This is a genomic window from Thermosynechococcus sp., assembly GCF_046299655.1.
Lineage (GTDB): Bacteria > Cyanobacteriota > Cyanobacteriia > Thermosynechococcales > Thermosynechococcaceae > Thermosynechococcus.
The window spans coordinates 59,284-85,113 of sequence record NZ_JBKBHZ010000010.1 but is presented as its reverse complement, the minus strand read 5'-3'; the positions used below and the strand labels follow the sequence as shown (position 1 = coordinate 85,113).

Below are 25,830 nucleotides of genomic sequence, written 5' to 3'. Positions count from 1 at the left end.
ATTGCGGGCTGCATCTGGGTAACTCACTGAACCTGAAGGATTACCAGTTGTACCTACAGTGTTCTGTGCGCCGATCGCTGTGTTGTTGTTCCCTTGTGATGTATTTGGATTTGGCGCATTCAAACCAATTTTATTCCCAGACCCAAAGGCGTGATTTTGGGAGTTGACACCATTAACTGTGTTTTGAATACCGACAGCGCTATTTTCAGGATTGGCATTTTGAATCGTGTTTTGAATACCGACAGCGATCGCTCTTTGTAGATTGGCCAGATTAGAGTTCATTGACCCGCAGATGAGATTATCGTCGGTAGTGCCAGCAGTTGAGTTAAAATAGCCAGCACCACCGGGATTTCCACAATCATTTGTTGCCTGTCCTAGGGCAATCTCGCAAACTAGAAACATTTGACTGGCTACGGCAACCATCAGAGCCAGTAGGGGATGGAGCGCAAGTTTCATGGTAAAATGCTCATTTCGGCAAGCAGCTTGGATTTGCAATCTCAATGCTAGCGACCTAACAGTAGCCAGTCAACAAGAGTCATTAAAACTTTAAGGAAGTGCCACAGTGGCGACAATAGAGGAGATGGCGATAGGTCAGTTGCTGACAACTAGGGCAGGGGATATACTGGCGATAGCCGCAGTAGGGACAGTACTGATCAAGCTCCCGCAGTCGTTTGCCACAACGCACACAGCGTTGCTTTTGGACACGGGCGGTGGCTTGGCGTTGAGGATTAAGGAAAAGAGCCTGAGCACCTTTGATCAGGGCAAAGCCAAGCGCTGGAATCAGCAGGATATAGACATAGCTCACCAAAAAAAGGAAACCGCCAAAGAGGGCAAGGATTAAATTAGACAGCCATTGAAAGAGTGCCCCCACCTGCAACAGCTCAAAGATTTTCAGCACCAAGGGAATCAAGAAGATTACCAGCAGGTGCCAACTCATGAGGCCAACAAGACCATGGCGGTGGCGATCGCCCAAGCGATGGACCCACAGCGCAACCCCAATCGGCGGCAACAAAAAGAGGGTTTGCAGGAGGAATTGCAGACTGGGATACCAAAACTGGGAGTGCTGATATTCGCGCTCAAGCTGGGCAAAGGTGGCATCCTCCCCCAGAAATTTAAGGAAAGCTTGGCTATTTGCCTCCCGCAGCATTGCCTGCTCAAGGGCAGCAATCTCAGTTTTAAGAGCAGCAATCTGGCGGTTATTGGCTTCAAGGGTGGCTTTGGCTTGGGCGGCTTCTACCAAGTTGATGGATTGATCCGGGGGCTGTCCTGCGAGCTGCTCCAACAAAGCCGAGTCGTACTCTTGGCGAATACGGGCATTGGTGGCCTCAAGGGTTTGAATTTGTTCCTGCTTTTCTTGGCGCTGCTTGAGGCGTTCTCGATGCAGGGGTCGGTTCACGGCATCCTGATACTTTGCATAGGTCAAGCAAATGGGCGAGATGCTTCCCAATCTGCCTTTGCTGCTCTCCTGAAGGCGCTCCACAGCCCTCTGGGGTAACGGATCAAGACTAATCTGCTGCTCTAAAAAACGAATCTCGCGATCGCTCCTTGAGTCTTGGCGATAGGCTTGCCAAGGGGCGTAACAGGGCTGCGCCTCATCGGGACTCAAGGGCCAGCGGCTAATCTCATTGAGGCCATTAAAAACATTGATGAGGATAAAGACATCCACCAAAATAATGACAATGAGACTGAACCAATTCAGGGGTTCCCCGTTGACAAGGCGCGATCGCCGCCAAAATACCCGCCACCCGCCCCTGAACCACTGCTTTATCCCCATGGCAAAGTAAATCCAAAAGCTGACTTGACCCGCTCCAGCGTCGCATTGGCTACCCTTGCTGCCTCTTGTTGCCCTTGTTTCAGTAGCTGCTTGAGATACCCCGGATCTGCCATAATCTCGCTGTACCGCCGCTGAATCGGCTCCAAGGTTGCAATCACCGCCTCCGCAAGGAGGGGCTTAAACTGTCCCCAGCCCATATCGGCGCACTCTGCCGCCACCGCCTCTTTTGTTTTTCCCGTGAGCACCTGATAGAGAGTAAGCAGGTTATTTGCTTCCGGGCGATTGGGGTCATCAAAGGTCAACCCACGAATGGAGTCCGTCTTGCAGCGCTTAATTTTTTTGCGGATTTCCTCGGGAGAGTCCAACAGGTTGATGCGGCTGAGTTCTGAGGGATCCGACTTTGACATTTTCTTGGTGCCGTCGGTTAGACTCATCACCCGCGCCCCTTCTTTGGCAATTAAAGGTTCGGGTAGCTTGAAAATTGGCGGCTGGTTGCGGGCAAAGAGGTAATTCACACGGGCAGCAATATCGCGGGTGAGTTCCAAGTGCTGCTTTTGATCTTCGCCCACAGGAACAAGATCGGCATCGTAAAGCAAAATATCGGCAGCCATGAGCACGGGATAGTCCAGCAGTCCTACGGCAACGTTTTCCCCTTGTTTGACGGCCTTCTCCTTGAATTGGATCATGTCCTCCAGCCAGTTGAGGGGAGTCACGCAGTTCAGGAGCCAAGTGAGTTCGGCATGGGCACTGACGTGGGATTGGACAAAAATGGTGGCGTGGGTGGGATCAATCCCACAGGCCAAATACAGCGCCGCAACAGTATAGGTATTGGCCGCGAGTTCCGCTGGATTGTGGGGCACGGTAATGGCGTGTAAATCCACCACACAAAAGTAATTTTCGTAGTCGGCTTGGCGCGCCACCCATTGGCGAATTGCCCCTAGGTAGTTCCCTAAATGGAGATGGCCGGTGGGCTGTACACCCGATAGTACTCGCTTTTTGGTCACGTTCCTTGGGTCTGTGGTGTTGGGGGAGAGCTAATTCTTCCATTATCGCCCAAGGGGGAAGGGTCTTGGGCAGGCAGTTTAGTCTTGGCCGCCAGTTCCTCCAAGCGACTCTTGAGGGCTTGAGTTTCCCTGCGCAGTTCTTCGAGGGTACTTTCCAACGTTTTCAGGCGATCGCCCGCGCTTAAATTCTTTTGCACCTGGGCAAGGGCTTCGTCCACTGCGCGTTTAATGCGGCCATCGGTGGTGCGATCGCCTACCTGCTGCAGAATGCCCAGAACCCGTGGATGGTCAATTTGACTCAGGGCTTGGACAACGGCCATCTGGGTAAAGAAGAAAGTCTCATGGCTAAGTTGCTCTAGCCGCTCCAGAATTTGCTGCAATTGGGGATGGTGGCGATCGCCAAGGGTGCCAAGGGTACGAATGGCGGCCAAGCGCAGGGGTTGCGGGACACTAGAAGCAGTGTAGTCAAGAACTAACTTAACCGCCTCTGGCGAATCTTTGAGGTGCCCAAGGCCGGCGATCGCCCCACAGCGCACCACCTCGTTCCAGCCCTGGCGGGTTTCTAGAGCCTTGCGCAGCCGTTTGAGCACTTTTTCGGACTTGGGTTTGGGGTGCGGTTTGGCCGCGGCAATCACCCCTATCCCCTTGAGGGCTGCCGCTTCAACGCTGTAACTGGGGTCGCCGTGCTTGGCAATGGGCTTAAGAAGTTCGTAGGCCTTGGCAGACTTAAACTCGGCAATGGCTTCCACAGCAGCAGTGCGAACATGGGGGTGCTCATCGGCAAGTGCCAACGGTAGCGCCTCTAAACTTTGCTCCAGTTGAATGGTGCCCAGCACCTTGGCAATCTCCCGCCGTACGCCCCAGAAGGGTTCCCGTTGCAGTGCCTCCGCAAGGGCTTGGACAGCTTGTAAATTCCCTTTTTTGCCCAGGGCAATGGCCGCCTGAATGCGGCCGAGAACGTCGGGGTCATGCTGCAGTTGGGCTTTTAGCTCCGGTAGGGGATACTCCAGCGTCACCGTTTTCAGCGTGTGGTTGCCGACATCAAAACTCACAAAGGCGGGCTGCTGTGACAGAGGCAGATAAAAAGTGTGCTCGGCTTCATGAATGCGCAGGGGGATAGTTTTGACTGAGACCTGTCCCTGCTCATCTACGGTGCCGATGCCAACGCGAATCCGTAGATCAAAAAGATTGCGCTCTAGGGGGGTGACCCCTTCGGTGACCTGCTGTTGCTTGACGGTGAGCACGGCCAATTGATCGGCAGCTTCCCAGCGATAGCTGACATGGAAGTCAGGATGCCCCCCGCGAAACACGTATTGGTCAAAGAGGGGCAGCAGGTTGCGGCCGGTGGCCGTTTCAATGGCCCGCAGCAGATCCACTGTTTCGACGGTTTGGTGGGCGTAGGTCTGCACAAAGGTTTGAATGGCTTTCCAGAATAGTTCTTCGCCGAGTTCTTGGCGGATCATGTGATAGACACAGGCGCCTTTTTCGTAAAGATGGCGATCGTAGAGTTCAATGGCGTCCCGATAGATATGGGTGACAATGGGGCGGCGGTAGCGATCGCTATCCTCACTGAGGTAGTTGCGCATCTCCCCAAGGCGATAGTAGGCGGCAAAATCAGCGCCGTATTCCTCCTCAAACCAGAGCACCTCTGCATAGGAGGCCATGCCTTCTTTAATCCACGCATGGGACCAGTGTTTGATCACCACCAAGTCGCCAAACCACTGGTGCGCCAATTCATGGGCCACAAGGCTCTCACTGCGAAAATCCTCAGCGGCTGCCCGCTCATCCAATAGACAGCGATCCGTCAGCAGCGTGGTCGAGGTGTTTTCCATGCCGCCAAAGATAAAGTCCGTCACACAAACTTGGGCATACTTCGGATAGGGGTAGGGATAGCCATAGATACGGCTGAAAAAGTCCATCATCCTTGGTGTTTTGCCCAGGGTGCGGCGGGCATCAGCCGCGCGCTCTTTAGGGACATAGTAGGTAACGGGTTTGCCCTGCCACTGATCATCCAAAACAGCAAAGTCCCCCACCGCTAGGGTCATCAGGTACGTGGGGTGGACTTGGGGCTGGTACCAATGAAAGACTTGCCACTCCCCTTCGTTGTGGCAGGCGCGCAATTCGCCATTGGAAACGGCCTGCAAGGGTTGGCGTACCCGTGCCCTGATCTCTGAAGTGGCCAGTTGACCGGGATAGTCCAAACAGGGAAACCAGTAGCGGGAGTCCTCATCTTCCCCTTGGGTCCACGCTTGGGGGGGATGGGTAGGGATAAAGTACAGGCCGCGTTGGGGCTTTTCAAGGCCATAGTCAATGACAATCAGCAGCACCTGATCCGGGCTAATCCCTAGGCGCTCATCGAGGACAATATCCAGAAATTCCCCATCGTAGTGAAAGCTCTGCGGCTGGTGCTGCACGGTCACCCCCTTGATCTGTTGCCCCACAGCATTCAAGCGCAGGTGTCGCAATTGAGTGTGGAGGGGGCGCAAGTGAAGGTGGCACTGTCCCCAGCAGGTTTGCGCCTCTAAATCCAGCGTCAGGTCAAGAAAGATATGTTCCACCTGACCGGGGCGATCCGGGTTGTAGTGGGGGCGGGCACCGCTGAGAACGAAGGATTTGGCAGACGTGACATCAAAGGACATAAGGGCGATCGCACAGCATCTCCTCTTAGTCTAGATCGCTGCTAATCTAGAACCTCAATCACCTTATGGCGACTGGTGTGACCTTTAACCAACTGGATGCGGGACTTGGGTACCTGAAAATAGTCCGCTAAAACAGCAATGAGTTCCTGATTTGCCTTACCCTCCTGTGCAGGAGCACGCACCGCAACCACAAGCTGCCCTTTCGCATCCACAGAAACAGAAGCATTCCGGGCATTGGGTTTGACGAGAATCTGCCGCTTAACCATCAGTCTTCGTAAAATCTCCTAGCCTATACCTTAGGATTCTAAAAAGCTGACAGGCAGCGGATTGCTGCCACTGACTCTAAGAAACTTTAAGAAAATTAAGGAACTGCTCCAGGAATTGCCGACTCAGGGGTTTAGGAGGCTTAATGACAGTGAGCGTCGGTTCAATGGCAGTGTCATCCTCCCCAGAGATTTGCGGCACTTCCTCCACAAGGCCTGCCACTATGAGACGAAAACTCACCTTTTGTACCTCCAACACTGCCACCGAAAGATACTCAGCAATCTCCTGCAAGGTTAAGTTGCTGTTGACGTATTCCCACACTTGCCACTCTTGAGGATCGAGGCGGTAGGGGAGACTCCCCTCAATGGTGCTCACCAGGGTTGAAGTTGCGAGGGGTAACTTGTCTAGAAGGGGTGTCCAATCCTGCAGCAGCCGCAAGCCGGTCAAGCTAATAGCCCTGGGTGAGGCTCTTAGGCCGGTCATCTCAATCCAAGGGAGGGATGAACTCGAAGAAAACTCAAACCACCCCTCCTTGAGGGCAAAGAGGTGCGGAATCGGCGTCAGTACCTGCTGCTTAAACAGCAGTTGCAAGTCTTCTGATGCCAGAATCCCCTGTTCTTTCAGGTAGAGACCCAGGGGAGTGGTGAGAGGGCGTACCTGCAAGAGTCGTTCCAAGGTACTTGCCCGCAACCAGCCTCCTTTCTCAAGCAGGTGCTGTAACCCTTGGACCTCAGGGGAGGAAGTAGCGGCAACAATTTGGCCTTGGCTAAAAAAGAGACGCACCTCCATTTGCGGTTTTACTGATTTTGCTAAAGGGAGGGTGGGGAGTTGTTTTGCCACAGCGCGGATTAGAAGACAGCCGCATTTGTTCCCCTCTTCTAAAGAGCGTAGAAGTTCGCCCAGAGAGAATTCCGATAAATAACCCGCAATTGACATATTTTACTACCTAGGTAAATTAACATTGATTGAATCAAATAGGAGAGGCCGTTGAACGCTGCAAGGGATGTGCTCAGGCGGAGCTAACACCAGCCCTCAATCGTGACATCCACGCGATCGCTCTCGTGGGAGAGGGGGGCAATGTTGAGGTAGTACAGCGGCTGATCGGCAGAGAGGTTTCGCAGCCAGTGCAAACACTGAGCATCCACGTGGACGTAAGAGCCAGTTTGCACAGGGGTACGGGTTAAAGCAGTGGCAGCTACAGAATTGGTCGGAGGGGTCATCGGGCAGGTAATCAGTTCACCAACCCCGGACACAATCAGGAAAATATCGTCACCGCGGTGGTGGTAGTGGGGATAATTCGCTTGCCCCGGTTCAATACGATAAAGGCTGGAGGCCAGCTCAGGATTATGGTGATCTAGGGGATAGACGGCGTAGCCAGGACGTTTGGGTGTCCATGCTTGGCAATTGGCAACTAGCTCAGGAAAGTTAAAGGGATTAATCATAACCTAGGTTTTCAAAAACTTTAGTTCATTTATAAGATACTACACATTAATTAACATGTTAATAATATTTACTTAAGAATGGTTTTTATCTTTGATTTGGCACTCCATCTTAAAGGAAGTCTGCCGTCTCCTATTCGGCGGTATCCTAGCCATTAACCTGCATGGGAGTAATCAATGAATAGATCGATTCTGGTGATAGTGGCCGGCGCGTTGGGGAAGATGGGGCGTGAAGTGGTTAAGGCGGTTTCCCAAGCCAGTGACATAAGCCTCTATGCCGCGGTGGATCGCAAGCAGGTGGGGGAAGATATTGGTGCGGCTTTGGGGTTGGGAACCTTTGGGATTCCCATCAGTGGCAGCTTGCAAGAGGTGTGTGTAGCAGCGGCTCAAGAAAACCAACCGGTGGTGATGGTGGATTTTACCCATCCCCAAGTCGTGTATGAGAATGTGCGCACGGCGATCGCCTATGGGGTGTATCCCGTGGTGGGGACAACGGGCTTGACTCCAGAGCAAATTGAAGAGCTGGCGGAGTTTGTGGACAAAGCCGACATGGGCGCTGTGATTGCGCCAAACTTTTCCATTGGCATGGTGTTGCTCCAAGAGGCGGCCATTCGGGCAAGCCAATACTTTGACCATGTGGAGATCATTGAGCTGCACCACAACCAAAAGGCGGATGCGCCCAGCGGTACAGCTATCCAAACCGCCCAACGCTTAGCCGAATTGGGCAAAACCTTTAACCCGCCCCAAGTGGCGGAGTCCGAACATCTCAAGGGGGCGCGGGGGGCGCGTGCCGATGCTGAAATTCGCATTCACAGTGTTCGCCTCCCCGGACTCCTTGCCCACCAGGAGGTGATTTTTGGAGCACCAGGGCAAATTTATACGCTACGCCATGACACTAGCGATCGCCAGTGCTACATGCCGGGGGTACTGCTGGCCATTCGCAAAGTCACCCAACTCAAGCGCTTGATCTATGGCCTTGAGAAGCTCCTCTAGTCAAACTTCAGGCGCCTGCTGCAACAACCAAAAGCCTTGCAGCGCCTCCTGGTCGGGTCTCTCTTTCACGGCGATAAAGTGCAGCCCTTGGCTTTGGGCACAGGTCTCCCTAAAGGCAGCAAGTTCCTTTTGAATTTGGGGATTGCGGCCACTAATGAGCACCCAGCGATCGCTCGCTCCCGTTTCCAACACCAACAGCGGCTGGGGTTCCGCCTCAAAACTCAAATAGGCGGGTTCCAATCCCGATAGCCACCCCGCCAAGGGCAGTGCCCGCTGTGAATAGATGATTAATCCGGGTAGCAGGGTATCGTCGCTGAGGGTCAAAAAGGGCAGTGGGGGTACCTCGCCAAAGGGCAGCTCCCATTCAGCAGCAGTTTTCATCTCCCCAAGGGCAAGGCCGCTAAATTGCCAGCGATCGCCCCGCAGGGCGGAGGGTAAAGGTTGCGGTGCAGGGGCAATTAACTGGGGTGGCGTTGCCAAATCCGCTTGGTAGTTGGCCAAAGTTGGATAGAAGTTCAAGGCGCGATCGCGCAACCAATTGTAAAGGGCAAAGGTGCGCCGACTCGGCACCATGACTAAGCCTGCCGCTTCTCCCCCCCGCATGATAATGCTGGCCATGGCGCGGCGGAAAAAACGTACCCGCTCCGGCTGAACCCCCTCTGCCAGTCCCAGTTGCTGTCGCCATTGATCCATGGCCTCCCGCAGGGCAGCCGTTAACCAGCGGGCATTGGCTTCAGCTCCGGCACAAGTTTTGCTGAACCGAAAGTGTTGCTGGCGATCGCAAATCAGCAACTCCCAGATTTTTTTGTTGTTTTCATCCACCAGGGGACGGGAATAAAAATCCAACTCCCAGATCGTATCCATTCACACCTGTTTAGGACCGTTGCCTGTAAACTTGACGCGGTTTGCCCTTCCTAGGATAGGCGCTTTTGGTCGTCAAGGTAAATGTATAGCGTGATACAGATTTTCCAATCTGAGAACTGGTGCAATCAAAGGTTAACTGCGGGTCAAGGCTTCACTTAACTCAAGCCAAACACCAGCCAGATGACTTTCTGGCACGATAGTGCCGCAACTGCGATTTCTCCTCTGCTGAACTCATGTGCAACTCTACTCTATAACCGTTGGGAATGAAACCGATGTCCAAGTTAAAACTGAAACGTGCTAGACGGCAAAAGCGCCCGTTACGAAACCTCGACTGGCAACCCAATTTCCGCTGGCGATCGCCCGCCCTTGTGGCCTGTATTCCTCTCGCTCTTATTATTGTTGCAGTCTGGGGAGTTGCTGCTCAAGCACAGGATAAGCCCCTTACCCCTGAAGATGTTCAAGGGGTACTCAATACCATCTGGGTATTGATTGCAGCCATTCTGGTGATTTTCATGAATGCCGGCTTCGGCATGTTGGAAACCGGCTTCTGTCGCCAGAAAAATGCGGTCAACATTCTTGCGAAAAACCTGATTGTTTTTGCCTTGGCCACCCTGGCCTACTGGGCAATCGGATACTCCTTCATGTTTGGGACTGAAGGCAATGCCTTTATTGGCTGGGGCGGCTTTTTCCTCGGCAGTGAAAACCCCGAAACCTACGGTTTAGAACCCTTTCCCAAGGGGTTAGCCATCCCTGTTGCCTTTCTCTTTCAAGCAGCCTTTGCCGGAACAGCAGCAACAATCGTCTCTGGCGCCGTTGCTGAACGGATTAAGTTTATTGACTTTTTAGTTTTCAGCCTCCTGCTGACTGGCATTTCCTACCCGATTACAGGGCACTGGGTCTGGGGGGGTGGTCTCCTCAGCAATATTGGCTTTCTTGGGGAAAACGTTGCTTTCAAGGACTTTGCCGGTTCGACGGTGGTGCACGCAGTGGGTGGTTGGGCAGCTCTCATGGGGGCTGCGTTCCTCGGCCCCCGAATTGGCAAATATGCACCTGACGGAACTCCTCAAGCCTTACCGGGGCACAATATGGGCTTTGCCATGCTGGGGTGTTTGATTCTGTGGATCGGCTGGTTTGGGTTTAACCCTGGCTCTGAATTGGCTGCTGATGAGGCTGTACCTTACATTGCGGTAACAACCAACCTAGCGGCGGCAGCAGGTGGTCTGGCAGCAACCATTACCGCTTGGGTGGCCATTGGTAAACCTGACCTGTCGATGATTATTAACGGTATTCTTGCAGGTCTAGTTGCAATTACGGCTGGCTGTGCCGGTGTCTCTTACTGGAGTGCCGTGATCATTGGCGCCATTGCTGGTGTGATTGTGGTCTATTCTGTCCTCCTCTTTGACCGCATCAAAATTGATGATCCCGTGGGTGCTACCTCTGTCCACTTGGTGTGCGGCACATGGGGCACGCTTGCCGTCGGTCTTTTTGACAAGGAGTTGGGGCTGCTGACCGGCAATGGCGCAACTCAGCTAATTGCTCAAATCATTGGCATCTTGACCGTTGGTGGCTTCACAGTGTTGATCACCAGTATCTTTTGGCTGGCTCTGAAGCAAACCCTTGGTATTCGTGTTTCCGAAGACGAGGAACTCAAAGGTTTGGATATCGGCGAGCATGGCATGGAAGCCTATAGCGGTTTCTTGAAGGAGTAACTCGCCTGTCAACAAGTTTGGGGTTGTCCTACGCCGCTGGACGATCCCATTGCCCTAGGTGGTTTTTGCTGTCCTCAGCTTCTGAGGGCAGTTTTTTTGTAACTTGGCAGTAATCTACGCTACGCTATAGCGGCAGTAGGTGAGGGAGTTTTGGATGAGCGATCGCGCCATGGCAGGACGGGTGCGACAACACGTTAACCCTTTAAGTCAGAAATTCCAGCAAGATATTGCCCTTCCCGACTGGTCAACGATTTACGCACAACCCTCGCAGCCCCTGCACCTTGACATTGGCTGTGCCAAGGGGACGTTTTTACTGGAAATGGCAGCGCTGTACCCAGAGCAAAATTTTCTGGGTCTTGAAATTCGCCATCCCTTGGTCGTATTGGCCAATGAGCGGCGCGATCGCCAGCAACTTCGCAACCTCCACTACCTCTGGGGCAATGCCAATGTCCACTTGGGCAAAATCCTCGACGGACTCCCTCTGCACACCGTCACGATTCAATTTCCAGATCCCTGGTTCAAGCGCCGCCACCACAAACGCCGCGTCGTCACTCCAGAGCTAGTGGCCACCCTTGCCAACTTCTTGCCTGCCGGTGGGCGGGTTGTCCTCCAGTCGGATGTCCTTGAAGTGGCTGAATCCATGGTGCAGCAGTTTGCAGCCCATGTGGCCTTTCGCTCCACCTGTAGTGATTGGCTACCCCAGAGTCCTTGGCCTGTAGCAACAGAACGGGAAACATCTGTCCTCAGTAAAGGATTACCCGTTTATCGCTGGCAATTTGAGCGGTGTAGCCTTTAGCTTGCTTGTAAATACTGCTGCCACCTGGCCACAATCGGCGGGGAACCATACCAAGGGGCATGGGGGCGATCGCGGAAGCGGCTGCGCGGCGCATGGACCACATTCTCATAGACCAGATTTTCTGCCCCCTCCAGGTGGGCTGCGACCACCGGTGTCACTCCATCCCCCCAACAGGCACCCTCGCCACAGGTGAGCCTATAGCTTTGATAGGTAAACCAATTGGCAAATGACCCGCGCGGTGTACCATAGATTGCCTTGCCCGCCAGACACACATAGCGAACTTGCCTATAATAGGCGCCGGGGTAGGTGGTGTTAACAAACTCCAGATTGCGGCGTGTCCAACGCTCCTGACTGCGATGGGGAGTGCCTAGGGTGATCAGGGTGTGCACCCATTGGTGCCCCGCCCAAACTTGGCCATCATAGGGGTGATCCCCTAGGTAAATGCGACTGATCCAGCCCCCTGCCGAATGGCCAATGAGATGTACGGCAGAGGCTGCGGTGTCCTTGAGAATGTTTTGAATGGTGGTATCCAAAGCCTGTAAAATTGGCGCCACCGATCGCCCCCCCAATGTGGGAAACCACGAGCGTACCCTGAGGGGCACCACCTCGGCCACAAATCCCAACTGCCGCAGATAATCCCGCAGGGGGTAGTAGTCAGAAGCCGCCGCTAAATATCCCGGTAAAAGAACGACAGGCAACACAGGTGTTAACTTGCTTGGGGCGTTGCCGGGAAGTGTATCACATTTGGATAGACAGAAATCGTTAGCCCTTCGCGAGCGAGCAGCGTCTGCGGAAATTGTGCCCGTGCCAACTCGCCAATGCGATCGAGAAAGTCATCGTTGTGGCTGGGGTCATGGTGAAATAAGATAAGTTGTTTAACTCGGGCGGCTTGGGCAAGCTTGACCGCCTCCTGCCATGTGGAATGCCCCCACCCCACCTTGCTCTGCTGTGGGTGATAGTACTCCTCATCGGTGTAGGTGGCATCGTAAATCATGACATCGGCACGATCCGCCAAGGCAAACGCTCCCGGGTGCAATTGATCGGGCAAATGCTCTGTGTCTGTAATATAAGCAACGTGAATGCCCTGCCAACTGAGGCGATAGCCTACCCCACCCCCCGGATGATTTAGGGCCTCATTCCTCACCACCACACCGCCGCCTAGGTGCACTTGCTCACCAACCTCTAAGTCATAAAAGCGCAAATCCCCCCCCATAATCTGCAACGGAACCGGAAAGTTGGGGTGAAGCATCTGATCATTCAGCCGTCGTTCAATCCCCTGACCACTTTTTCCCGGCACAGCGTAGATATGGAACTGATTCCCAGGCACAAAGGCGGGCTGAAAGAAGGGAAAGCCCTGAATGTGATCCCAATGGGTATGGGTAAAGAATAAATGCGCCACCACGGGTTGTTGAGCCATTAAGTGCTCCCCCAGCACTCGCAAACCCGTACCGCCGTCAAAGATGATCCGTTGACCATTAGCTTGAATTTCCACGCAGGGAGTGTTACCACCATAACGGACAGTGTGGGAACCGGGACAGGGAATACTGCCACGCACACCCCAAAACCGAATGGTAAGTGGGTTAAACATGGGCATCTCACAAACCTTGACTGTAATGTGCCACAGAAAACACTCTTAACCTGTGATACGGATCATCCTCCCCTTGTGACCCTAGGCCTCGATAGAGGCCGGACAAGTTGCCCTCAAGGGGGGTAAAAACGTTTCCCTCTCCAGTTGTCCTTGGATGTCTAGGGAGAGCGATTCATCTTTCTTCGGGGTGGAGACCCGCACTGTAGCGTCTCAGTCTGAATGAGTGAAAATAGCCCCATGAGCCAGACTATATCTGTACGTTATCTGTACGTTGAAAGCTGATCGTCCCGGTAGAGTCGAGTCAAGAAATGGACCGCACTCTCAAGGGATGAGGGTGAGCTTGATCTCAAGGGGGATCTTGGAACCCTTAGCACCTCACCTGAGGTGGAACTCCACTGCCTGCGATCGCTCTTAGCCAAGGCGCAGGAAACCCAAGATATTCTCGGCTTTTACTATGGTCTAGCGGCTCTCGATGAATTGCAGCAGCCCCTAACCCCCTACATCTCAACTACAGTTACCCCGTGGGTTTGCCAGAAAATTGCTGTCTTCAAGGCGCAAGCAGAACCCTACCTGATGGCTCCCTATACCGTGCTGTGGTACTGTAGCCGCCATATTCCCTATCAAGAATTTGCAAATCTTTAGCAATAGTTAACTTCCCCTAGGGGGCGTGAGATCGAGCGCTTGCTGAGGATAAACAGTAGCAACTAAAGAAAAAATGGGGGTCGTCGCAATGACTGACCCCGCCTGCCGATTCCTCAGAGAGGAGAACACTAAGACTTAGCCTAAGCCAGATGAGAAAAAATGTCAACAAGCTCGCAAAAAAAAGTTTGCCCAAGATGCCGAGCACGCTCTTGCCCTCTTTCCCTCAGATTCCCAGCCGTGGGCTATCGCCCTAACCTCTGAGAACAGTTGCCCTTCAGGGGAGTGCTAAAGGTTGAAGGTTTGCTCAGCTGTCAACACCAATTGCGGGAGTAGCTTTGATGGAATGAGGGATTGTCTTTCCCATTTGGCGAGCTGATAAGATTGACCGCCTAAAAAGCAAAGCACCACCTTTTGTTCTTCAGGGTCAATGAGAATGCCCATTTCAGCATACTCGCGACGTTTTGTGTGATAGTCGCGATCGCGATTCATATTGCTCGGATTAAAGCGGTGGGCGTTCGACGATCGCGGAAAGCGGATTTTGCTTGCGCAGAGCGTCCCAGTCTTCGCGAAAGGTAACCGTTTTAACGGGAGTTTGAGTCATGACTGAATCTCGCAAGTTCAAACGCAATTTTTAATGCCTAAATCCAGCCTAGCCTACCGGCCTTGAGTCAAAGCTGAAATTCAGGCTAGGAGAGCAATTTCAGTTGCTGCATCACAGGTTCGGGCGATCGCGGCATCTCTAGCATGTCTTGACTCTCTTCTCCAAAATGGCCCTCAAGGGTTTGGAGTGCCGCTAGCAGATCCTGCCGCAGGGGTTCAAGGTCAGGGTGATGATCCAGATACAGTTGCAGGGCATGGCTGGGGTCAAGGCACTGTTCGAGGGCAACGTCTGGCAGGCGGGCAATGGGCTGGCTATTCACCAGTTGGGGCAGGAGGCTGACGCTATGGGCGCTGGCAAGAGCCTGTTGCAGTTCATGGAGATTGATCAGGGGAATTTGATCGGCGCGCAGTTGATACATAACCCGCACCACAGCTTCCTCAATATCCACACGGGCGATCGCCCCCAAAAGGGCAGCTTGGGGGTCTTCCTCAATCTCGGTTAAGTCCACACGAATCGTGCGGAAGGGGCGAGTGGGCAGGGGACAAAACTGAAATTCCGTTTTCCCCTTCGCAAGATGCACCAAGACATAGCCTTTTTCCTCACCTTCCTCGCCAAAATCCACCCGCTCAATACTGCCGGGATAGACTACGGGTGGATCCTGACACAGCACTTGATGGCGATGCACATGGCCAAGGGCTACGTAGTCAAATTCCGAGCGGGCTAAAAAACTCAGGGGAATTGTAAACCCCTTGCCGGCACTCAAATAGCGTTCAGAACCATACTGGGCGGTGTCCACCATGGCATGGGCAAGTAAGACGGTAGGCAAGGCCGGATCGAGTTGGCGAATTTCCCCCTCAAGGGCAAGGCGCAGCCGCTCTAAGAGCAGTTGGTGCACATCTGCAAGGGAAAGGCCACTGGTTTCCGGCCGGGTGAGGAGCGTAGATCGCGTTAACCAGGGGAGGGTAATGACTTGAATACTGCCGCGGCGAGTTTCAATGCGATGGGTAGCTAAGCGATCGCCCACAATAAAGCCGGGTACCCCAAGGGTGCGATAGAGACTGAGGCTGGCGCCCCCCTGTCCTTGGGCATGCTGATCGTGGTTGCCCACCAGCAACACCGTGGGAATGCGGGCATCTGCTAAGCGGCGAAATTGACTGGCAAAGGCTTCATGGACGAGGGGAGGTGGCGTTGCGTCGGGAAAGGCATCGCCGCCAAAGAGCACTAGATCCACCGGTTCACTGAGGGCACGGTCAATACAGGTGGCCAAAGCAGCAATAAAATCCTCAAGGCGCGTATTCAAGCCCGTGGCAGGGTTAATGTGGCCATGACTGAGGCCACTGCCAAGATGAATATCAGACAGATGGAGAATTTTCATAGCAATCAGGTGATGACCGTGGGGCGATCGCGACCCGTTAAGCCTTGGATATTGGCGATTTCATTGGCTAGTTGAATGAGATCGGCGAGGGCCACTTGGGCATCGAGGTGCTGCTGGGCAGGATTGGCTTCAAAACGCTCCAAATAGACCCGCAGGGTTGCCCCTTGGGTTCCCGTGCCCGAGAGGCGATAGACAATGCGACTGCCATCCTCAAAAATCAGCCGAATGCCTTGATTTTGGCTGACGCTGTGATCCACTGGATCGGTGTAGCTAAAGTTATCGGCAGTGGCGACTGTGTAGGCTCCCAAGGTCTGACCTACTAAGCTAGGCAGTTTTTGCTCCAATTGGCTCATCAGGGTGTGGGCGCGATCGCTCTCAATCCCTTCGTAGTCATGACGCGAGTAGTAGTTGCGGCCATAGGTGCGCCAGTGATCTTTGACAATCTCCGCCACGGAGGTTTGGCGCACCGCTAAGATGTTCAACCAAAAGAGCACCGCCCAGAGGCCATCTTTTTCGCGCACATGGTTGGAGCCAGTGCCAAAACTCTCCTCGCCGCAGAGGGTAATTTCCCCGGCATCAAGGAGGTTGCCAAAGAACTTCCAGCCTGTGGGGGTTTCATAACAGTCAATCCCCAGCTTAGCCGCCACGCGATCCGCTGCTTGACTAGTGGGCATCGAACGGGCAATCCCCGCTAATCCCTCTTTGTAGCCGGGCACGAGTTGGGCATTGGCAGCCAGAATGGCCAAGCTGTCGCTGGGGGTAACAAAACACTTTGCCCCCAAAATCATGTTGCGATCGCCATCGCCATCGGAGGCAGCGCCAAAATGCGGGGGGTCTTCACCAAAAAGTTTCTCCACCAAGTCATGGGCATAGACCAAATTAGGGTCGGGATGACCACCCCCAAAGTCCGGTAGCGGCACACCATTTTGAACCGTGCCTTGGGGCGCCCCTAGGCGTTTTTCAATGATCCGATGGGCGTAAGGTCCTGTAACTGCGTGCATGGCATCAAAGACAAGGCGCAGCTTCCCGCTGCGAATGACCTCGGAAATGCGATCAAAGTCAAAGAGGGTTTCTAACAGAGCTTGATAATCGGCCACCGGGTCAATCACTTCCACAATCATTTCACCCAAGGGAAACTCCCCAAGGGTGTGCAGGTTGACATCTGGCGCCTTGTAAATTTTGTAGTGGGTGAGGGCAAGACTGCGCTCATAGATGGCATTGGTGACTTTTTCAGGGGCAGGCCCGCCGTTGGCAATGTTGAACTTGACGCCAAAATCTCCCTGTGGCCCTGCGGGGTTGTGACTGGCGGAGAGAATAATGCCAGCGATCGCCCCATACTTGCGGATCACACAGGAGGCTGCCGGCGTTGAGAGAATGCCATTTTGCCCCACCTTGACCCGTGCAAAGCCATTGGCTGCGGCCATCTTGAGGATGACTTGAATTGCCTCAGCATTGAAGTAACGGCCATCACCCCCTAGGACAAGGGTTTGCCCCTGCGGTGCCTCAATGGTGTCAAAAATCGCTTGGATAAAGTTTTCCAGATAATGGGGCTGCTGGAAAACCGATACCGCCTTACGCAACCCAGAGGTGCCGGGTTTTTGATCCTTGAAGGGAGTGGTGGCAATAACTTGAATACCCATTAGGAAGCTCCACACGGGGACTGTCACTATAAGGGCAGCTTAGTCGGCTCTAGAATCGTGGTCAAGACCTTTCCATTTAATCCACTGAGAATGGATCTCAGTGTGTCCCAAGCCACAGGCATACTCAGGCAGTAGTAAGGAGGTGAGGGAGGTAGTCATCAAAAACCTCCGAGAAATCTTGCACCTTAGGGCAGAGAGGGATAGCTGCCAATCGAAGTCTTCCCTATTCTCTACAATAACCGTGTTGCGGAGACCGCAAAATGTATCTCACTCAGAAGAACCAAATACGGGGGTTGGGTCGGCAGGAATTGGCTGCCTTACGCACCCTGTGCAGACTGACCAAAAATCTCTACAACGTAGGGCTTTATTCCGTCAGGCAGTTTTTCTTTGAGACACATCCGCACCTCTGCTATGAAGCCAACTACCACGTCTGCAAGGACAACGAAAACTATGCACTACTGAATACCAACATCGCTCAGCAAACCCTCAAAGCAGTGGACAGAGTCTTCAGGTCCTTTTTCGGCTTGCTCAACAAGGTGTAGCAAGGGCTGTACAGTCTTGAACAGGCGAGGTTGCCCCGCTATCTGAAGAAAGATGGCTACTTCAGACTGGCACTTTGATTGTGGGGGTCAGTCTGGGTTGGAAACAGGGAATCAACCTTGGCAGTTGCAACAACCAGAACTTTGTGCAAATTCCGTTTCACTCCCTCAGAGTGAAATTGATGTCCCTGTGAGAATGCCACGGTATCCGATACATCGAGCAGGAGGAGTCCTACACGAGTAAGGCATCGGCGCTTGATGGTGACGACTTGCCGATCTACGATGCGGATAACCCGAGGGAATACCAATTCTCTGGCCAGCGAGTGAAGAGTGGATTGTATCGGACGGCTGAGAAGCACTTGGTGAACGCGGACTGCAACGGGGCTTGGAACATGGGAAGGAAAAGTAAGCACGAAGGCTTTGCCAGAGTGTCTAGAGGGGTTGTGGCGGCTCCAAGGAGAATCTTTATCTCCTGAATCCCCATAATGTCGGGGAGTCCTCAATTGGCTAGATCAAAAACACACGGTATCTATACTGAAATCCCCTATGGCTTTGGTATCAGCTTCCTGCCAGTGGCACACAAATCAATGAGTTCACAGCCTTCGCACTGGGGTTGACGGGCTTGGCAAACGGCGCGGCCATGGTAAATCAAGCGAATTGACCAGTTTTCCCAATCGGGCTGGGGGATTAGGCGCATTAAGTCCCGCTCAATTTTCACGGGATCCGTTTCTTGGGTCAGCCCCAGCCGCCGACTCAGCCGCTTGACATGGGTATCCACCGTCACTCCCCCCAAAATGCCATAACCGTGAGCCAGAACTACGTTGGCGGTCTTCCGCGCCACTCCCGGCAGTGAAAGCAAATCTTCCATTACCTTGGGCACTTGACCCCCATAGACTTCAACAATGCGGCGACAGGCGCCTTGGATATGGCGGGCTTTGTTGCGATAAAAGCCCGTGGACTTGATGTACTGTTCTAGCTCAGCCAAATCAGCCATGGCAAAGTCCTCGGCATCGCGATAGCGAGCAAACAGCGCCGGTGTGACTTGATTCACCCGCTCATCCGTACATTGGGCAGAGAGAATCGTGGCTACCAATAGTTGCAACGGATTGGCAAAGTTGAGGCTACAGGTGGCATTGGGATAGAGGCGTTTGAGGCGGGTGAGAATTTCCAAGGCTCGTTGTTGTTTGGCGGCAAGGCGACGGGTAATAGCCATAAGCAGACTTAAAAGAGTTGCTGCATCCAGCCCAACCCCGTGAGGTTCACGGTGTCCCGCACAATGAGGAACATCCCCAGCCCGAGGAGCAAAACCAGCCCCGTTTGCATGACGCCCTCTTGGATGCGATTGGGCAAGGGGCGACCCCGCAGCGCTTCCACCAGTAAAAAGAGGAGTTGACCACCGTCAAGGGCTGGAAAGGGCAGAATGTTGATAATGGCAAGGTTAATACTGATCAAAGCGGTAAAGGTAAAGAGCTGCTCAGCATTGGAGCGGGCAATGTCTGCCCCCATCGCCACGATCGCCACCGGTCCAGAGACCTGTTGAGCCGCTTGATCAAAATGCTGAAAAAGTTCCCGAAACCCATCTAAGGTCAGCACAATCACCCGCTGAAACTCCGCCGCTGCCGCCGTGACTAATTTAATGGGGTTTAAGGTGTGTTCACGGTGAATATCGGCATGGGGCGCCAGTTGAACGCCAATGCGGGCTTGACCATCCTCACTGATCTCTGGCGTGACGGTAATCTCTTGGATCTGCCCTTGACGTTGAATCGTCAGGGTCAGGGGTTGCTGCGGATGCTGCTGAATGGCTCGCATCAGGTTTGGCAAGCTATTGGCATCGGCTCCCAAGGGTTGACCATCCACGGCTAAAACCAAGTCCCCCGGCTGAATGCCCGCTTTGGTGGCCACAAGGCTACTTTCGGGGACAAGGGCTGGAATGAGGACGCCATCATAGTAGGTGGCCTGACTAATCCCCATGACGCCCACTTGTACCAGCAGTAGCAAATAGGCAAAGACGAGATTGGCGATTACCCCCGCACTGATGACAATGGCGCGGTCTAGAATGGGGCGGTTGCTCAGGAGATTGGGATCGTTGGCGGGAACGTCGCTATTGGGGTCATCGTCTGGGAAACCTACATAGCCCCCTAGGGGAATCAGGCGCAGGGCGTACTCGGTGTCCTTGCTCTGAAACTTCCAAAGAATAGGACCAAAGCCGATGGAAAAGCGGTTGACATGAATGCCTTGGCTGCGGGCAGCGATAAAGTGCCCCCACTCATGGACAAAAATCAAGATTCCCAAGATGGCGATCGCCACCACCACTGCAACCATGGACATAGATTCAACCCAGTGCTACGCTGCGAACTATAAACTTCCTTATTATTGTGACACCGAACTTCCCCTTGGATCGGTAATCGCTCCACGGCCCCTTGCGTAATTTCTCAAACTTGTGCGATATATTGCAAAAATGCAACAAAGTGGGATGATAAGTAATTATTCTTAGTGGATGCTCCTTGGAGAGACCCATATAAACGCGCTATTTGAGACCTCAACGTTAAAGGGAATTTTCCACAATGTCTTTATTTGATTGGTTTGCAAATCGCCGTAGAGAAACTGCCTTAACGCCCATGCAGCCAGAGCGAGAAATTGCCGATGGTCTCTGGACAAAGTGCGAAGCCTGTGGCGTCGTGATCTACAGCAAGGATCTGCATAGCCATCAATTGGTGTGCCCAGAGTGTGGCCATCACCATCGCGTCAGCAGTAGTGAGCGCATTCAACAACTGATTGACCCCCACACATGGCGCCCCCTCGATGAAAATTTGGTCAGTTGTGACCCCTTGCAATTCAAGGATCGCAAGCCCTATAGCGATCGCCTACGGGAGTATCAAGAAAAAACCGGTCTCAAGGATGCCGTACAAACTGGCCTTGGCCAACTGGAGGGGTTACCGGTTGCCTTGGGGGTAATGGACTTTGCCTTCATGGGCGGCAGCATGGGCAGCGTTGTCGGTGAAAAAATCACCCGCCTGATTGAGCGTGCCACTTGGGAGCATATTCCCCTTGTGATTGTCTGTGCCTCTGGGGGTGCCCGCATGCAGGAAGGGATGCTGAGCCTCATGCAGATGGCGAAAACTGCTGCTGCCCTTGAGCGTCATCGCAGTGCTGGCCTGCTCTATATCCCCGTTTTGACCCATCCCACTGCGGGGGGCGTGACCGCTAGCTTTGCTATGTTGGGGGATATTATCATTGCCGAGCCAAAGGCCACAATCGCCTTTGCGGGGCGGCGGGTCATTGAGCAAACGCTGCGAGAAAAACTGCCCGATGACTTCCAAACCGCTGAATTTGTTCAAAAATGTGGCTTTGTGGATGTGATTGTGCCACGCACTCAACTGAAATCCACCTTGGCGCAGCTCATTCGTTTGCATCAACCCGTGGCAAGCCAAGTGTCCTCAACGCTGTTGCCAAAATCATTCCCTTTGATGGCAATGGCTGAGGAATAGTATAAAAAACAGCAACAAGGCGTAGAAAAGGGTTGTCCTAGGGCGATCGCCATACAATAGGGGATATCCCTCCCATACCGCAAGGTGGGGTTATTGCTGTGCTATCTTTGCTGGCTCACCTGCCCTCATGCCTACCGTCCAAACTGATCAAAACTTCAAACTTTGGTGGGGCATCCTCTATCCTGCCTATGCTGATCACCCTATTCTGGCTGCCCCCAACTGCAACTCTGGGGAAACTGTATTTGAGCAGGACACCCATCTTCCCAATACTGCTGCCTTTTTTGACCCACAGCACCGCTACCAACGCTGGGATCACCGTTACGCCTGTGATTTGCCCCAACTGGTACAGGATCTACAGCCTGAGGAACCGACCCTCTTAGAAGCCCTTCGCGAAACAGCTCAGGACTGGGCGCAGGGGCTAAATATTCTCGACCCTAATGTGGTCATTCCCCATTTGCAAGCTCAATACCCTGACCTCAGTGCGGTGGCGATCGCCTACCTTGCATTACATCTGATTTATCCTGAAACCATTCCCGCGATTCACGATGCGTGGCTAGATGCCGTTGCCACCAGCAACCTGCCGGCCAACTATTGCCACGGCATTATTCTTGACTACAATCCCACTGCTCGCCCCCTACAGGAGGTTTGGCAAGACGACAACATTGCCGATGAGCAAATTTTCCAGTATCTAGAGGACATGATTGATCTCTGGAAAATTTTAGAACCGTGGCACTGCCATTATTCCTTGCTCAGCTTGAAGAACTTAGCCGTCAATCCTGACAATCAATTGCGGCTGCATCAACTGGACTTCACCTTGCCCTTAGTGGAAACCTTTGAACGACCCACGCCGCCCCTCAGTCTCGTTGGTGTTTGGCAGGAGTTGTTTGCCCATGCCTCTAATCGCCGCCAAGCCGTTTTCATGCCCCTCTTAATTTCCTTGAGTACGGCTCCTCTAGAGAAAATCTCAGGAATCCAAATGTTACTCGACTCCCTTGCCTCTACCCTGCGCAGTGAACCCTTGCCAGACTTTGAGGAGGAGATAGGCGAAAGTACAGGTGACTTGATTGATGCACTGCCAGAAATGGCCCTCTCAGCAGAATCGGCAGAAGAGGAACATACCGCTATTGAGGATGCACCCACTGCCCTCTTGCTGCGACAACTGGTTCAAGTGGATGTTGCGGCCCACACCGATACCGGGCGCGATCGCCACCACAACGAGGATTTCTATCTCATCAATCATCGTCAGCAGGTGCGCATGACCCCCAATGGTCAACAACTAGAGGTTCAGGGGGTTTATGTTCTCTGTGACGGCATGGGCGGACACGCCGAAGGAGAAGTTGCGAGTTCCTTAGCCACGAAAACCGTTTATGAATACTTCGAGCAGACTTGGCCGTGGCAGGGGGAACTGCCCAGTGCTGAGGAGGTACGCAACGCGATTTACCGTGCTAATGAGGTCATTTTTGCTGCCAATGATCAAAAAGCCAAGACAGGTAGTGGCCGCATGGGCACCACACTGGTGATGGCACTGGTTCACAATTACCAGCTTCGCTTTGGTCATGTCGGCGACAGTCGCATCTATCGCTTCACCAAACGCCAAGGATTGCAACAACTCACTACCGATCACGAAGTCGGCCAACGTCTGATTCAACAGGGGGTCGAACCCGAAATTGCCTATGGCCGCCCCGACGCCTACCAACTCACCCAAGCCCTCGGTCCTCGCCACAATGAGGCCATCTGCCCGGAAGTCATTGACTTAGACATCGAAGAAGATACCCTTGTTTTACTTTGCTCGGATGGGTTGTCTGATAATCGCTGCCTTGAAACCCATATCATTAGCCATTTAGTCCCGATGCTCGACTTCAGTATCCCCCTCAGTCAGTCGCTCCATAAATTGATTGACCTAGGAAATCAAGTCAATGGCCACGATAACCTGACGGCGATCGCCCTCCGATTTAAGTTACGATCTGTATTGAATAGCTTATTTTAGTTCTTCAGTTTTTAAATTCTCTAGTAAGGTAAACTCCATATGTTAACTCGTCGCCTCCAATCTCTGTTTGCATACGGTCTGGCCACTATTGCGGGAGCCTGCTGGATTAATTTAGTTTTAGTATCGAGTAAATCGAGTAAATGGATTTTGCCTGTCGCTTCCCAGACTTCTTACCCTAGTCCTTCTTACAATAATTTGCTGCAACCTCCGCCCTCAGTTACCCTCCCCTCTATGGAGGTCACAGGCTTCCCGATTCCTATTCTCTCAACAAAAGAGATTGAAATTGCTTTAGCAAGGAATAATCCAAGCCGTGCTATCTCTCTTCTAGACCAACGAGGCTGCCAAGAGATAACAAGTTACTTGGGTCGTTCTTGTGACCAGCCAGAGCTATCGACTAAGGATTTGCAAGCTGCTCTAAATGAAATTGCCAAGCAAACAGGTAAGAAGCCAGCCGTCATCTACACACTGGCAAGCCCTACCCAACTGGATTTGATGATGGTGACGCCTGAGGGAGAGACGATTTATGCACCTGTGCGGGCAGTTGGGCGTGAGCAGCTTCTAAAAACGGCGAACCAGTTTACCAATAGTATTCGTGACCCACGCTTGGTCAATACTCGTGCCTACCTACCTGCATCCCAGCAACTTTATCAATGGTTGATCGCTCCTTTGCGACCTCAATTGGATGCCCAAGGCATTGAAACCTTGGTTTTTGTCCTTGACAGTGGCCTGCGGAGTATCCCTTTGGCAGCACTCCATGATGGTCAAGGCTTTTTGATTGAACGCTTTAATCTGGGACTCGTGCCCAGCATGAGCTTAACGGACAGGCGCTATCGCAATATCCAACAGGCGCGAATTCTGGCGATGGGGGCATCGGAGTTTCAAGACCTGTCTCCTTTACCCGCTGTGCCCTTGGAACTAGCTCAAATTACCCAAGACTTGGGGGGTGGTACACAGTTTCTCAACGCCGACTTTACGATTGCCAATTTGCAGCGGCAGCACAATCAGGGGGTTTATCCGGTCATCCACCTTGCCACCCATGCCCAGTTTCAGCCCGGCTCCCCCAAAAACTCCTATATTGCCTTCAGTGATGGGCGGCTGAACTTATTGCAGTTGCCGAGTTTACGCCTGTATCGTCCGCAAACGGAACTGCTCACCTTGAGTGCCTGTCGCACGGCGGTGGGTGACTTGGATGCAGAATTAGGCTTTGCCGGTCTATCGGTGCAGTTGGGGGTGAAGTCGGTACTAGCTAGTCTGTGGTATGTCAGTGATGAGGGGACATTGGCTTTGATGACAGGCTTTTACAATCAATTGAATACGGCACCGATCAAGGCGGAGGCGCTGCGCCAAGCTCAATTGGCCATGTTGCGAGGAGATATTACAGTCAAGGGGAATGAACTGCGCACAATTCGTGGCAGAATTCCTTTACCACCGGAGGTTGCGGTGGGCGATCGCTCCCTGAGCCATCCCTACTTCTGGGCTGCCTTTACGATGGTTGGCAGTCCGTGGTAAGCACTAATTACCGTTCAGGACGTGCACTGGCAAAAATCTCTTCCAAAATCTCTGAGGCACCCTGTTCGCGCAGCTTTAAGGCAAGGCACGTCCCCACTTCTTCGGCCTTGGCAGGCTCCCCTGTGAGACTATCTTTGACAAGGCGTTGGCCATCGAGACTTGCCACTAAGCCCGTGAGGGTGAGTTGGCCATTTTCAATTACCGTATGCACCCCAATGGGCACTTGACAGCCCCCTTCCAATTGCCGCAGGAAGGCTCGCTCTGCTAAGCAACGGGCTGCGGTCTCTGGATGTTCGAGGGTTTTCACTAAGGCCAAGATGTCGGTATCGTCGGCGCGGCATTCAATGCCCAAGGCGCCCTGACCCACGGCATAGAGAGACACTGTTGCCGGTAAGACTTGGCTAATGCGATCGCCAAAGCCCAAACGCCGCAGACCAGCCACCGCCAAAATCAGGGCATCGTATTCCCCAGCATCCAACTTGGCCAAGCGAGTATTCAGGTTCCCTCGCACATCCTTAAAGGTGAGATGGGGGTAGGAGTGGCGTAGTTGTGCCAAGCGCCGCAGTGACGAAGTACCAATAACTGTGCCTTCAGGTAGGGTATCAATGGTGTGCCCTATCCATTTCGCACCTAAAACAAGGGCATCCGCTGGCTCTTCCCGCTCAGTAATCGCCCCCAAAACTAGACCCTCCGGCAACTTGGTGGGTAAGTCCTTGAGGGAATGAACAGCCAAATCCGTTTCGCCCCGCAGCATGGAGAGTTCTAGCTCTTTGGTAAAGAGGCCTTTATCGCCAATTTTTGCAAGGGCAACATCGAGGATATTGTCCCCTTGGGTAGTCATGGTCACCACCTCGAAGGCGCGATCGCCATGGCGAGCTTGGAGTTGCGCCTGTACCCATTCCGTTTGCACGAGAGCCAGTTGACTTTTGCGGGAACCAATGCGAACCGGACGGGATGAGGGGGCAATCATGGCGTTGAG

22 protein-coding genes and 2 pseudogenes are annotated in these 25,830 nt (G+C 53.2%); 8 read left to right on the top strand and 16 right to left on the bottom strand.

Annotation, left to right across the window (positions count from 1 at the left end; translation table 11 throughout):
• From ACK4HN_RS08355 to ACK4HN_RS08325, 7 genes and pseudogenes are all read right to left on the bottom strand, one after another.
• A pseudogene (locus ACK4HN_RS08355) lies at positions 1-456 on the bottom strand (hypothetical protein); the annotation flags it as partial.
• 82 nt (positions 457-538) lie between these two features.
• Complete coding sequence (locus ACK4HN_RS08350; RefSeq protein ID WP_409869737.1) at positions 539-1,774, bottom strand: zinc ribbon domain-containing protein; 1,236 nt, start codon at positions 1,772-1,774, stop codon at positions 539-541.
• Positions 1,765-2,778 (bottom strand): tryptophan--tRNA ligase, encoded by a 1,014-nt coding sequence (gene trpS / locus ACK4HN_RS08345; protein WP_409869736.1) that lies wholly within the window; start codon positions 2,776-2,778, stop codon positions 1,765-1,767. The genes ACK4HN_RS08350 and trpS overlap by 10 nt, the downstream gene beginning before the upstream one ends.
• A complete protein-coding gene (locus tag ACK4HN_RS08340) occupies positions 2,775-5,417 on the bottom strand; it encodes a M1 family aminopeptidase (protein ID WP_409869734.1) in 2,643 nt (880 codons plus the stop codon). The genes trpS and ACK4HN_RS08340 overlap by 4 nt, the downstream gene beginning before the upstream one ends.
• A 41-nt stretch (positions 5,418-5,458) precedes the next feature.
• Positions 5,459-5,683: a DUF167 domain-containing protein gene (locus tag ACK4HN_RS08335; RefSeq protein ID WP_409869732.1), complete on the bottom strand. Its 225-nt coding sequence runs from the start codon at positions 5,681-5,683 to the stop codon at positions 5,459-5,461.
• 76 nt (positions 5,684-5,759) lie between these two features.
• Positions 5,760-6,617, bottom strand: a complete 858-nt coding sequence (locus tag ACK4HN_RS08330; RefSeq protein WP_409877485.1) for a DUF4388 domain-containing protein — start codon at positions 6,615-6,617, stop codon at positions 5,760-5,762.
• Positions 6,618-6,700: 83 nt separating this feature from the next.
• Entirely contained in the window at positions 6,701-7,123 is a 423-nt protein-coding gene (locus ACK4HN_RS08325) for a cupin domain-containing protein (protein ID WP_409869729.1), read from the bottom strand.
• Between the two features lie 174 nt (positions 7,124-7,297).
• Between ACK4HN_RS08325 and dapB the strand changes: the two genes are divergently transcribed.
• Positions 7,298-8,113: a 4-hydroxy-tetrahydrodipicolinate reductase gene (gene dapB, locus ACK4HN_RS08320; protein WP_409869727.1), complete on the top strand. Its 816-nt coding sequence runs from the start codon at positions 7,298-7,300 to the stop codon at positions 8,111-8,113.
• On the opposite strand, the gene ACK4HN_RS08315 is transcribed toward dapB, so the two are convergent.
• Positions 8,114-8,977, bottom strand: a complete 864-nt coding sequence (locus tag ACK4HN_RS08315; RefSeq protein ID WP_409869725.1) for a Tab2/Atab2 family RNA-binding protein — start codon at positions 8,975-8,977, stop codon at positions 8,114-8,116.
• A 272-nt stretch (positions 8,978-9,249) separates the two neighbouring features.
• On the opposite strand from ACK4HN_RS08315, the gene ACK4HN_RS08310 reads away from it, so the two are divergent.
• Both ACK4HN_RS08310 and trmB read left to right on the top strand, forming a co-directional pair.
• Positions 9,250-10,686: an ammonium transporter gene (locus tag ACK4HN_RS08310; protein WP_409869723.1), complete on the top strand. Its 1,437-nt coding sequence runs from the start codon at positions 9,250-9,252 to the stop codon at positions 10,684-10,686.
• A gap of 154 nt (positions 10,687-10,840) precedes the next feature.
• Entirely contained in the window at positions 10,841-11,482 is a 642-nt protein-coding gene (trmB, locus tag ACK4HN_RS08305) for a tRNA (guanosine(46)-N7)-methyltransferase TrmB (protein WP_409869741.1), read from the top strand.
• On the opposite strand, the gene ACK4HN_RS08300 is transcribed toward trmB, so the two are convergent.
• Both ACK4HN_RS08300 and ACK4HN_RS08295 read right to left on the bottom strand, forming a co-directional pair.
• Positions 11,479-12,183, bottom strand: a complete 705-nt coding sequence (locus ACK4HN_RS08300; protein ID WP_409869721.1) for an esterase/lipase family protein — start codon at positions 12,181-12,183, stop codon at positions 11,479-11,481. The two genes, trmB and ACK4HN_RS08300, sit on opposite strands and share 4 nt — an antisense overlap.
• A 5-nt stretch (positions 12,184-12,188) precedes the next feature.
• Positions 12,189-13,070: an MBL fold metallo-hydrolase gene (locus ACK4HN_RS08295; protein WP_409877483.1), complete on the bottom strand. Its 882-nt coding sequence runs from the start codon at positions 13,068-13,070 to the stop codon at positions 12,189-12,191.
• A gap of 384 nt (positions 13,071-13,454) precedes the next feature.
• Between ACK4HN_RS08295 and ACK4HN_RS08290 the strand changes: the two genes are divergently transcribed.
• Positions 13,455-13,712, top strand: coding sequence for a hypothetical protein (locus ACK4HN_RS08290; protein WP_409869718.1), 258 nt, complete (start codon positions 13,455-13,457; stop codon positions 13,710-13,712).
• 285 nt (positions 13,713-13,997) lie between these two features.
• Here the strand turns inward: ACK4HN_RS08290 and ACK4HN_RS08285 are convergent, their stop codons facing one another.
• The 3 genes from ACK4HN_RS08285 to ACK4HN_RS08275 all read right to left on the bottom strand — a co-directional run bounded on the left by ACK4HN_RS08285 (position 13,998) and on the right by ACK4HN_RS08275 (position 17,328).
• On the bottom strand, positions 13,998-14,201 hold the full coding sequence (locus ACK4HN_RS08285) for a hypothetical protein (protein WP_409869717.1): 204 nt from the start codon (positions 14,199-14,201) through the stop codon (positions 13,998-14,000).
• A 197-nt stretch (positions 14,202-14,398) separates the two neighbouring features.
• A complete protein-coding gene (gene sbcD / locus ACK4HN_RS08280) occupies positions 14,399-15,688 on the bottom strand; it encodes an exonuclease subunit SbcD (RefSeq protein ID WP_409869715.1) in 1,290 nt (429 codons plus the stop codon).
• 5 nt (positions 15,689-15,693) lie between these two features.
• Positions 15,694-17,328, bottom strand: coding sequence for an alpha-D-glucose phosphate-specific phosphoglucomutase (locus ACK4HN_RS08275; protein ID WP_409869713.1), 1,635 nt, complete (start codon positions 17,326-17,328; stop codon positions 15,694-15,696).
• Between the two features lie 260 nt (positions 17,329-17,588).
• On the opposite strand from ACK4HN_RS08275, the pseudogene ACK4HN_RS08270 reads away from it, so the two are divergent.
• Positions 17,589-18,343: pseudogene (locus ACK4HN_RS08270) on the top strand (hypothetical protein).
• 68 nt (positions 18,344-18,411) lie between these two features.
• Here the strand turns inward: ACK4HN_RS08270 and nth are convergent.
• Both nth and rseP read right to left on the bottom strand, forming a co-directional pair.
• Complete coding sequence (gene nth / locus ACK4HN_RS08265; protein WP_409869712.1) at positions 18,412-19,080, bottom strand: endonuclease III; 669 nt, start codon at positions 19,078-19,080, stop codon at positions 18,412-18,414.
• An 8-nt stretch (positions 19,081-19,088) separates the two neighbouring features.
• Positions 19,089-20,195 (bottom strand): RIP metalloprotease RseP, encoded by a 1,107-nt coding sequence (gene rseP / locus ACK4HN_RS08260; protein WP_409869710.1) that lies wholly within the window; start codon positions 20,193-20,195, stop codon positions 19,089-19,091.
• Positions 20,196-20,431: 236 nt separating this feature from the next.
• Between rseP and accD the strand changes: the two genes are divergently transcribed.
• The 3 genes from accD to ACK4HN_RS08245 all read left to right on the top strand — a co-directional run bounded on the left by accD (position 20,432) and on the right by ACK4HN_RS08245 (position 24,851).
• Positions 20,432-21,355 (top strand): acetyl-CoA carboxylase, carboxyltransferase subunit beta, encoded by a 924-nt coding sequence (gene accD, locus ACK4HN_RS08255; RefSeq protein ID WP_409869708.1) that lies wholly within the window; start codon positions 20,432-20,434, stop codon positions 21,353-21,355.
• 127 nt (positions 21,356-21,482) lie between these two features.
• Positions 21,483-23,342 (top strand): serine/threonine phosphatase, encoded by a 1,860-nt coding sequence (locus ACK4HN_RS08250; protein WP_409877482.1) that lies wholly within the window; start codon positions 21,483-21,485, stop codon positions 23,340-23,342.
• A gap of 402 nt (positions 23,343-23,744) precedes the next feature.
• Positions 23,745-24,851, top strand: a complete 1,107-nt coding sequence (locus tag ACK4HN_RS08245) for a CHAT domain-containing protein (RefSeq protein ID WP_409877481.1) — start codon at positions 23,745-23,747, stop codon at positions 24,849-24,851.
• A 7-nt stretch (positions 24,852-24,858) separates the two neighbouring features.
• On the opposite strand, the gene hemC is transcribed toward ACK4HN_RS08245, so the two are convergent.
• Positions 24,859-25,821, bottom strand: a complete 963-nt coding sequence (gene hemC / locus ACK4HN_RS08240) for a hydroxymethylbilane synthase (protein WP_409869515.1) — start codon at positions 25,819-25,821, stop codon at positions 24,859-24,861.
• Positions 25,822-25,830 lie beyond the last annotated feature (9 nt).

Coding starts and splice junctions, on each gene's coding strand:
- ACK4HN_RS08250 (WP_409877482.1), top strand. CDS start 21,483: ATGCCTACCGTCCAAACTGATCAAAACTTCAAACTTTGGTGGGGCATC.
- ACK4HN_RS08315 (WP_409869725.1), bottom strand. CDS start 8,977: ATGGATACGATCTGGGAGTTGGATTTTTATTCCCGTCCCCTGGTGGAT.
- dapB (WP_409869727.1), top strand. CDS start 7,298: ATGAATAGATCGATTCTGGTGATAGTGGCCGGCGCGTTGGGGAAGATG.
- ACK4HN_RS08350 (WP_409869737.1), bottom strand. CDS start 1,774: ATGGGGATAAAGCAGTGGTTCAGGGGCGGGTGGCGGGTATTTTGGCGG.
- ACK4HN_RS08335 (WP_409869732.1), bottom strand. CDS start 5,683: ATGGTTAAGCGGCAGATTCTCGTCAAACCCAATGCCCGGAATGCTTCT.
- ACK4HN_RS08295 (WP_409877483.1), bottom strand. CDS start 13,070: ATGTTTAACCCACTTACCATTCGGTTTTGGGGTGTGCGTGGCAGTATT.
- ACK4HN_RS08285 (WP_409869717.1), bottom strand. CDS start 14,201: ATGAATCGCGATCGCGACTATCACACAAAACGTCGCGAGTATGCTGAA.
- nth (WP_409869712.1), bottom strand. CDS start 19,080: ATGGCTATTACCCGTCGCCTTGCCGCCAAACAACAACGAGCCTTGGAA.
- ACK4HN_RS08310 (WP_409869723.1), top strand. CDS start 9,250: ATGTCCAAGTTAAAACTGAAACGTGCTAGACGGCAAAAGCGCCCGTTA.
- ACK4HN_RS08330 (WP_409877485.1), bottom strand. CDS start 6,617: ATGTCAATTGCGGGTTATTTATCGGAATTCTCTCTGGGCGAACTTCTA.
- accD (WP_409869708.1), top strand. CDS start 20,432: ATGTCTTTATTTGATTGGTTTGCAAATCGCCGTAGAGAAACTGCCTTA.
- trmB (WP_409869741.1), top strand. CDS start 10,841: ATGAGCGATCGCGCCATGGCAGGACGGGTGCGACAACACGTTAACCCT.
- ACK4HN_RS08275 (WP_409869713.1), bottom strand. CDS start 17,328: ATGGGTATTCAAGTTATTGCCACCACTCCCTTCAAGGATCAAAAACCC.
- ACK4HN_RS08340 (WP_409869734.1), bottom strand. CDS start 5,417: ATGTCCTTTGATGTCACGTCTGCCAAATCCTTCGTTCTCAGCGGTGCC.
- ACK4HN_RS08325 (WP_409869729.1), bottom strand. CDS start 7,123: ATGATTAATCCCTTTAACTTTCCTGAGCTAGTTGCCAATTGCCAAGCA.
- hemC (WP_409869515.1), bottom strand. CDS start 25,821: ATGATTGCCCCCTCATCCCGTCCGGTTCGCATTGGTTCCCGCAAAAGT.
- rseP (WP_409869710.1), bottom strand. CDS start 20,195: ATGTCCATGGTTGCAGTGGTGGTGGCGATCGCCATCTTGGGAATCTTG.
- sbcD (WP_409869715.1), bottom strand. CDS start 15,688: ATGAAAATTCTCCATCTGTCTGATATTCATCTTGGCAGTGGCCTCAGT.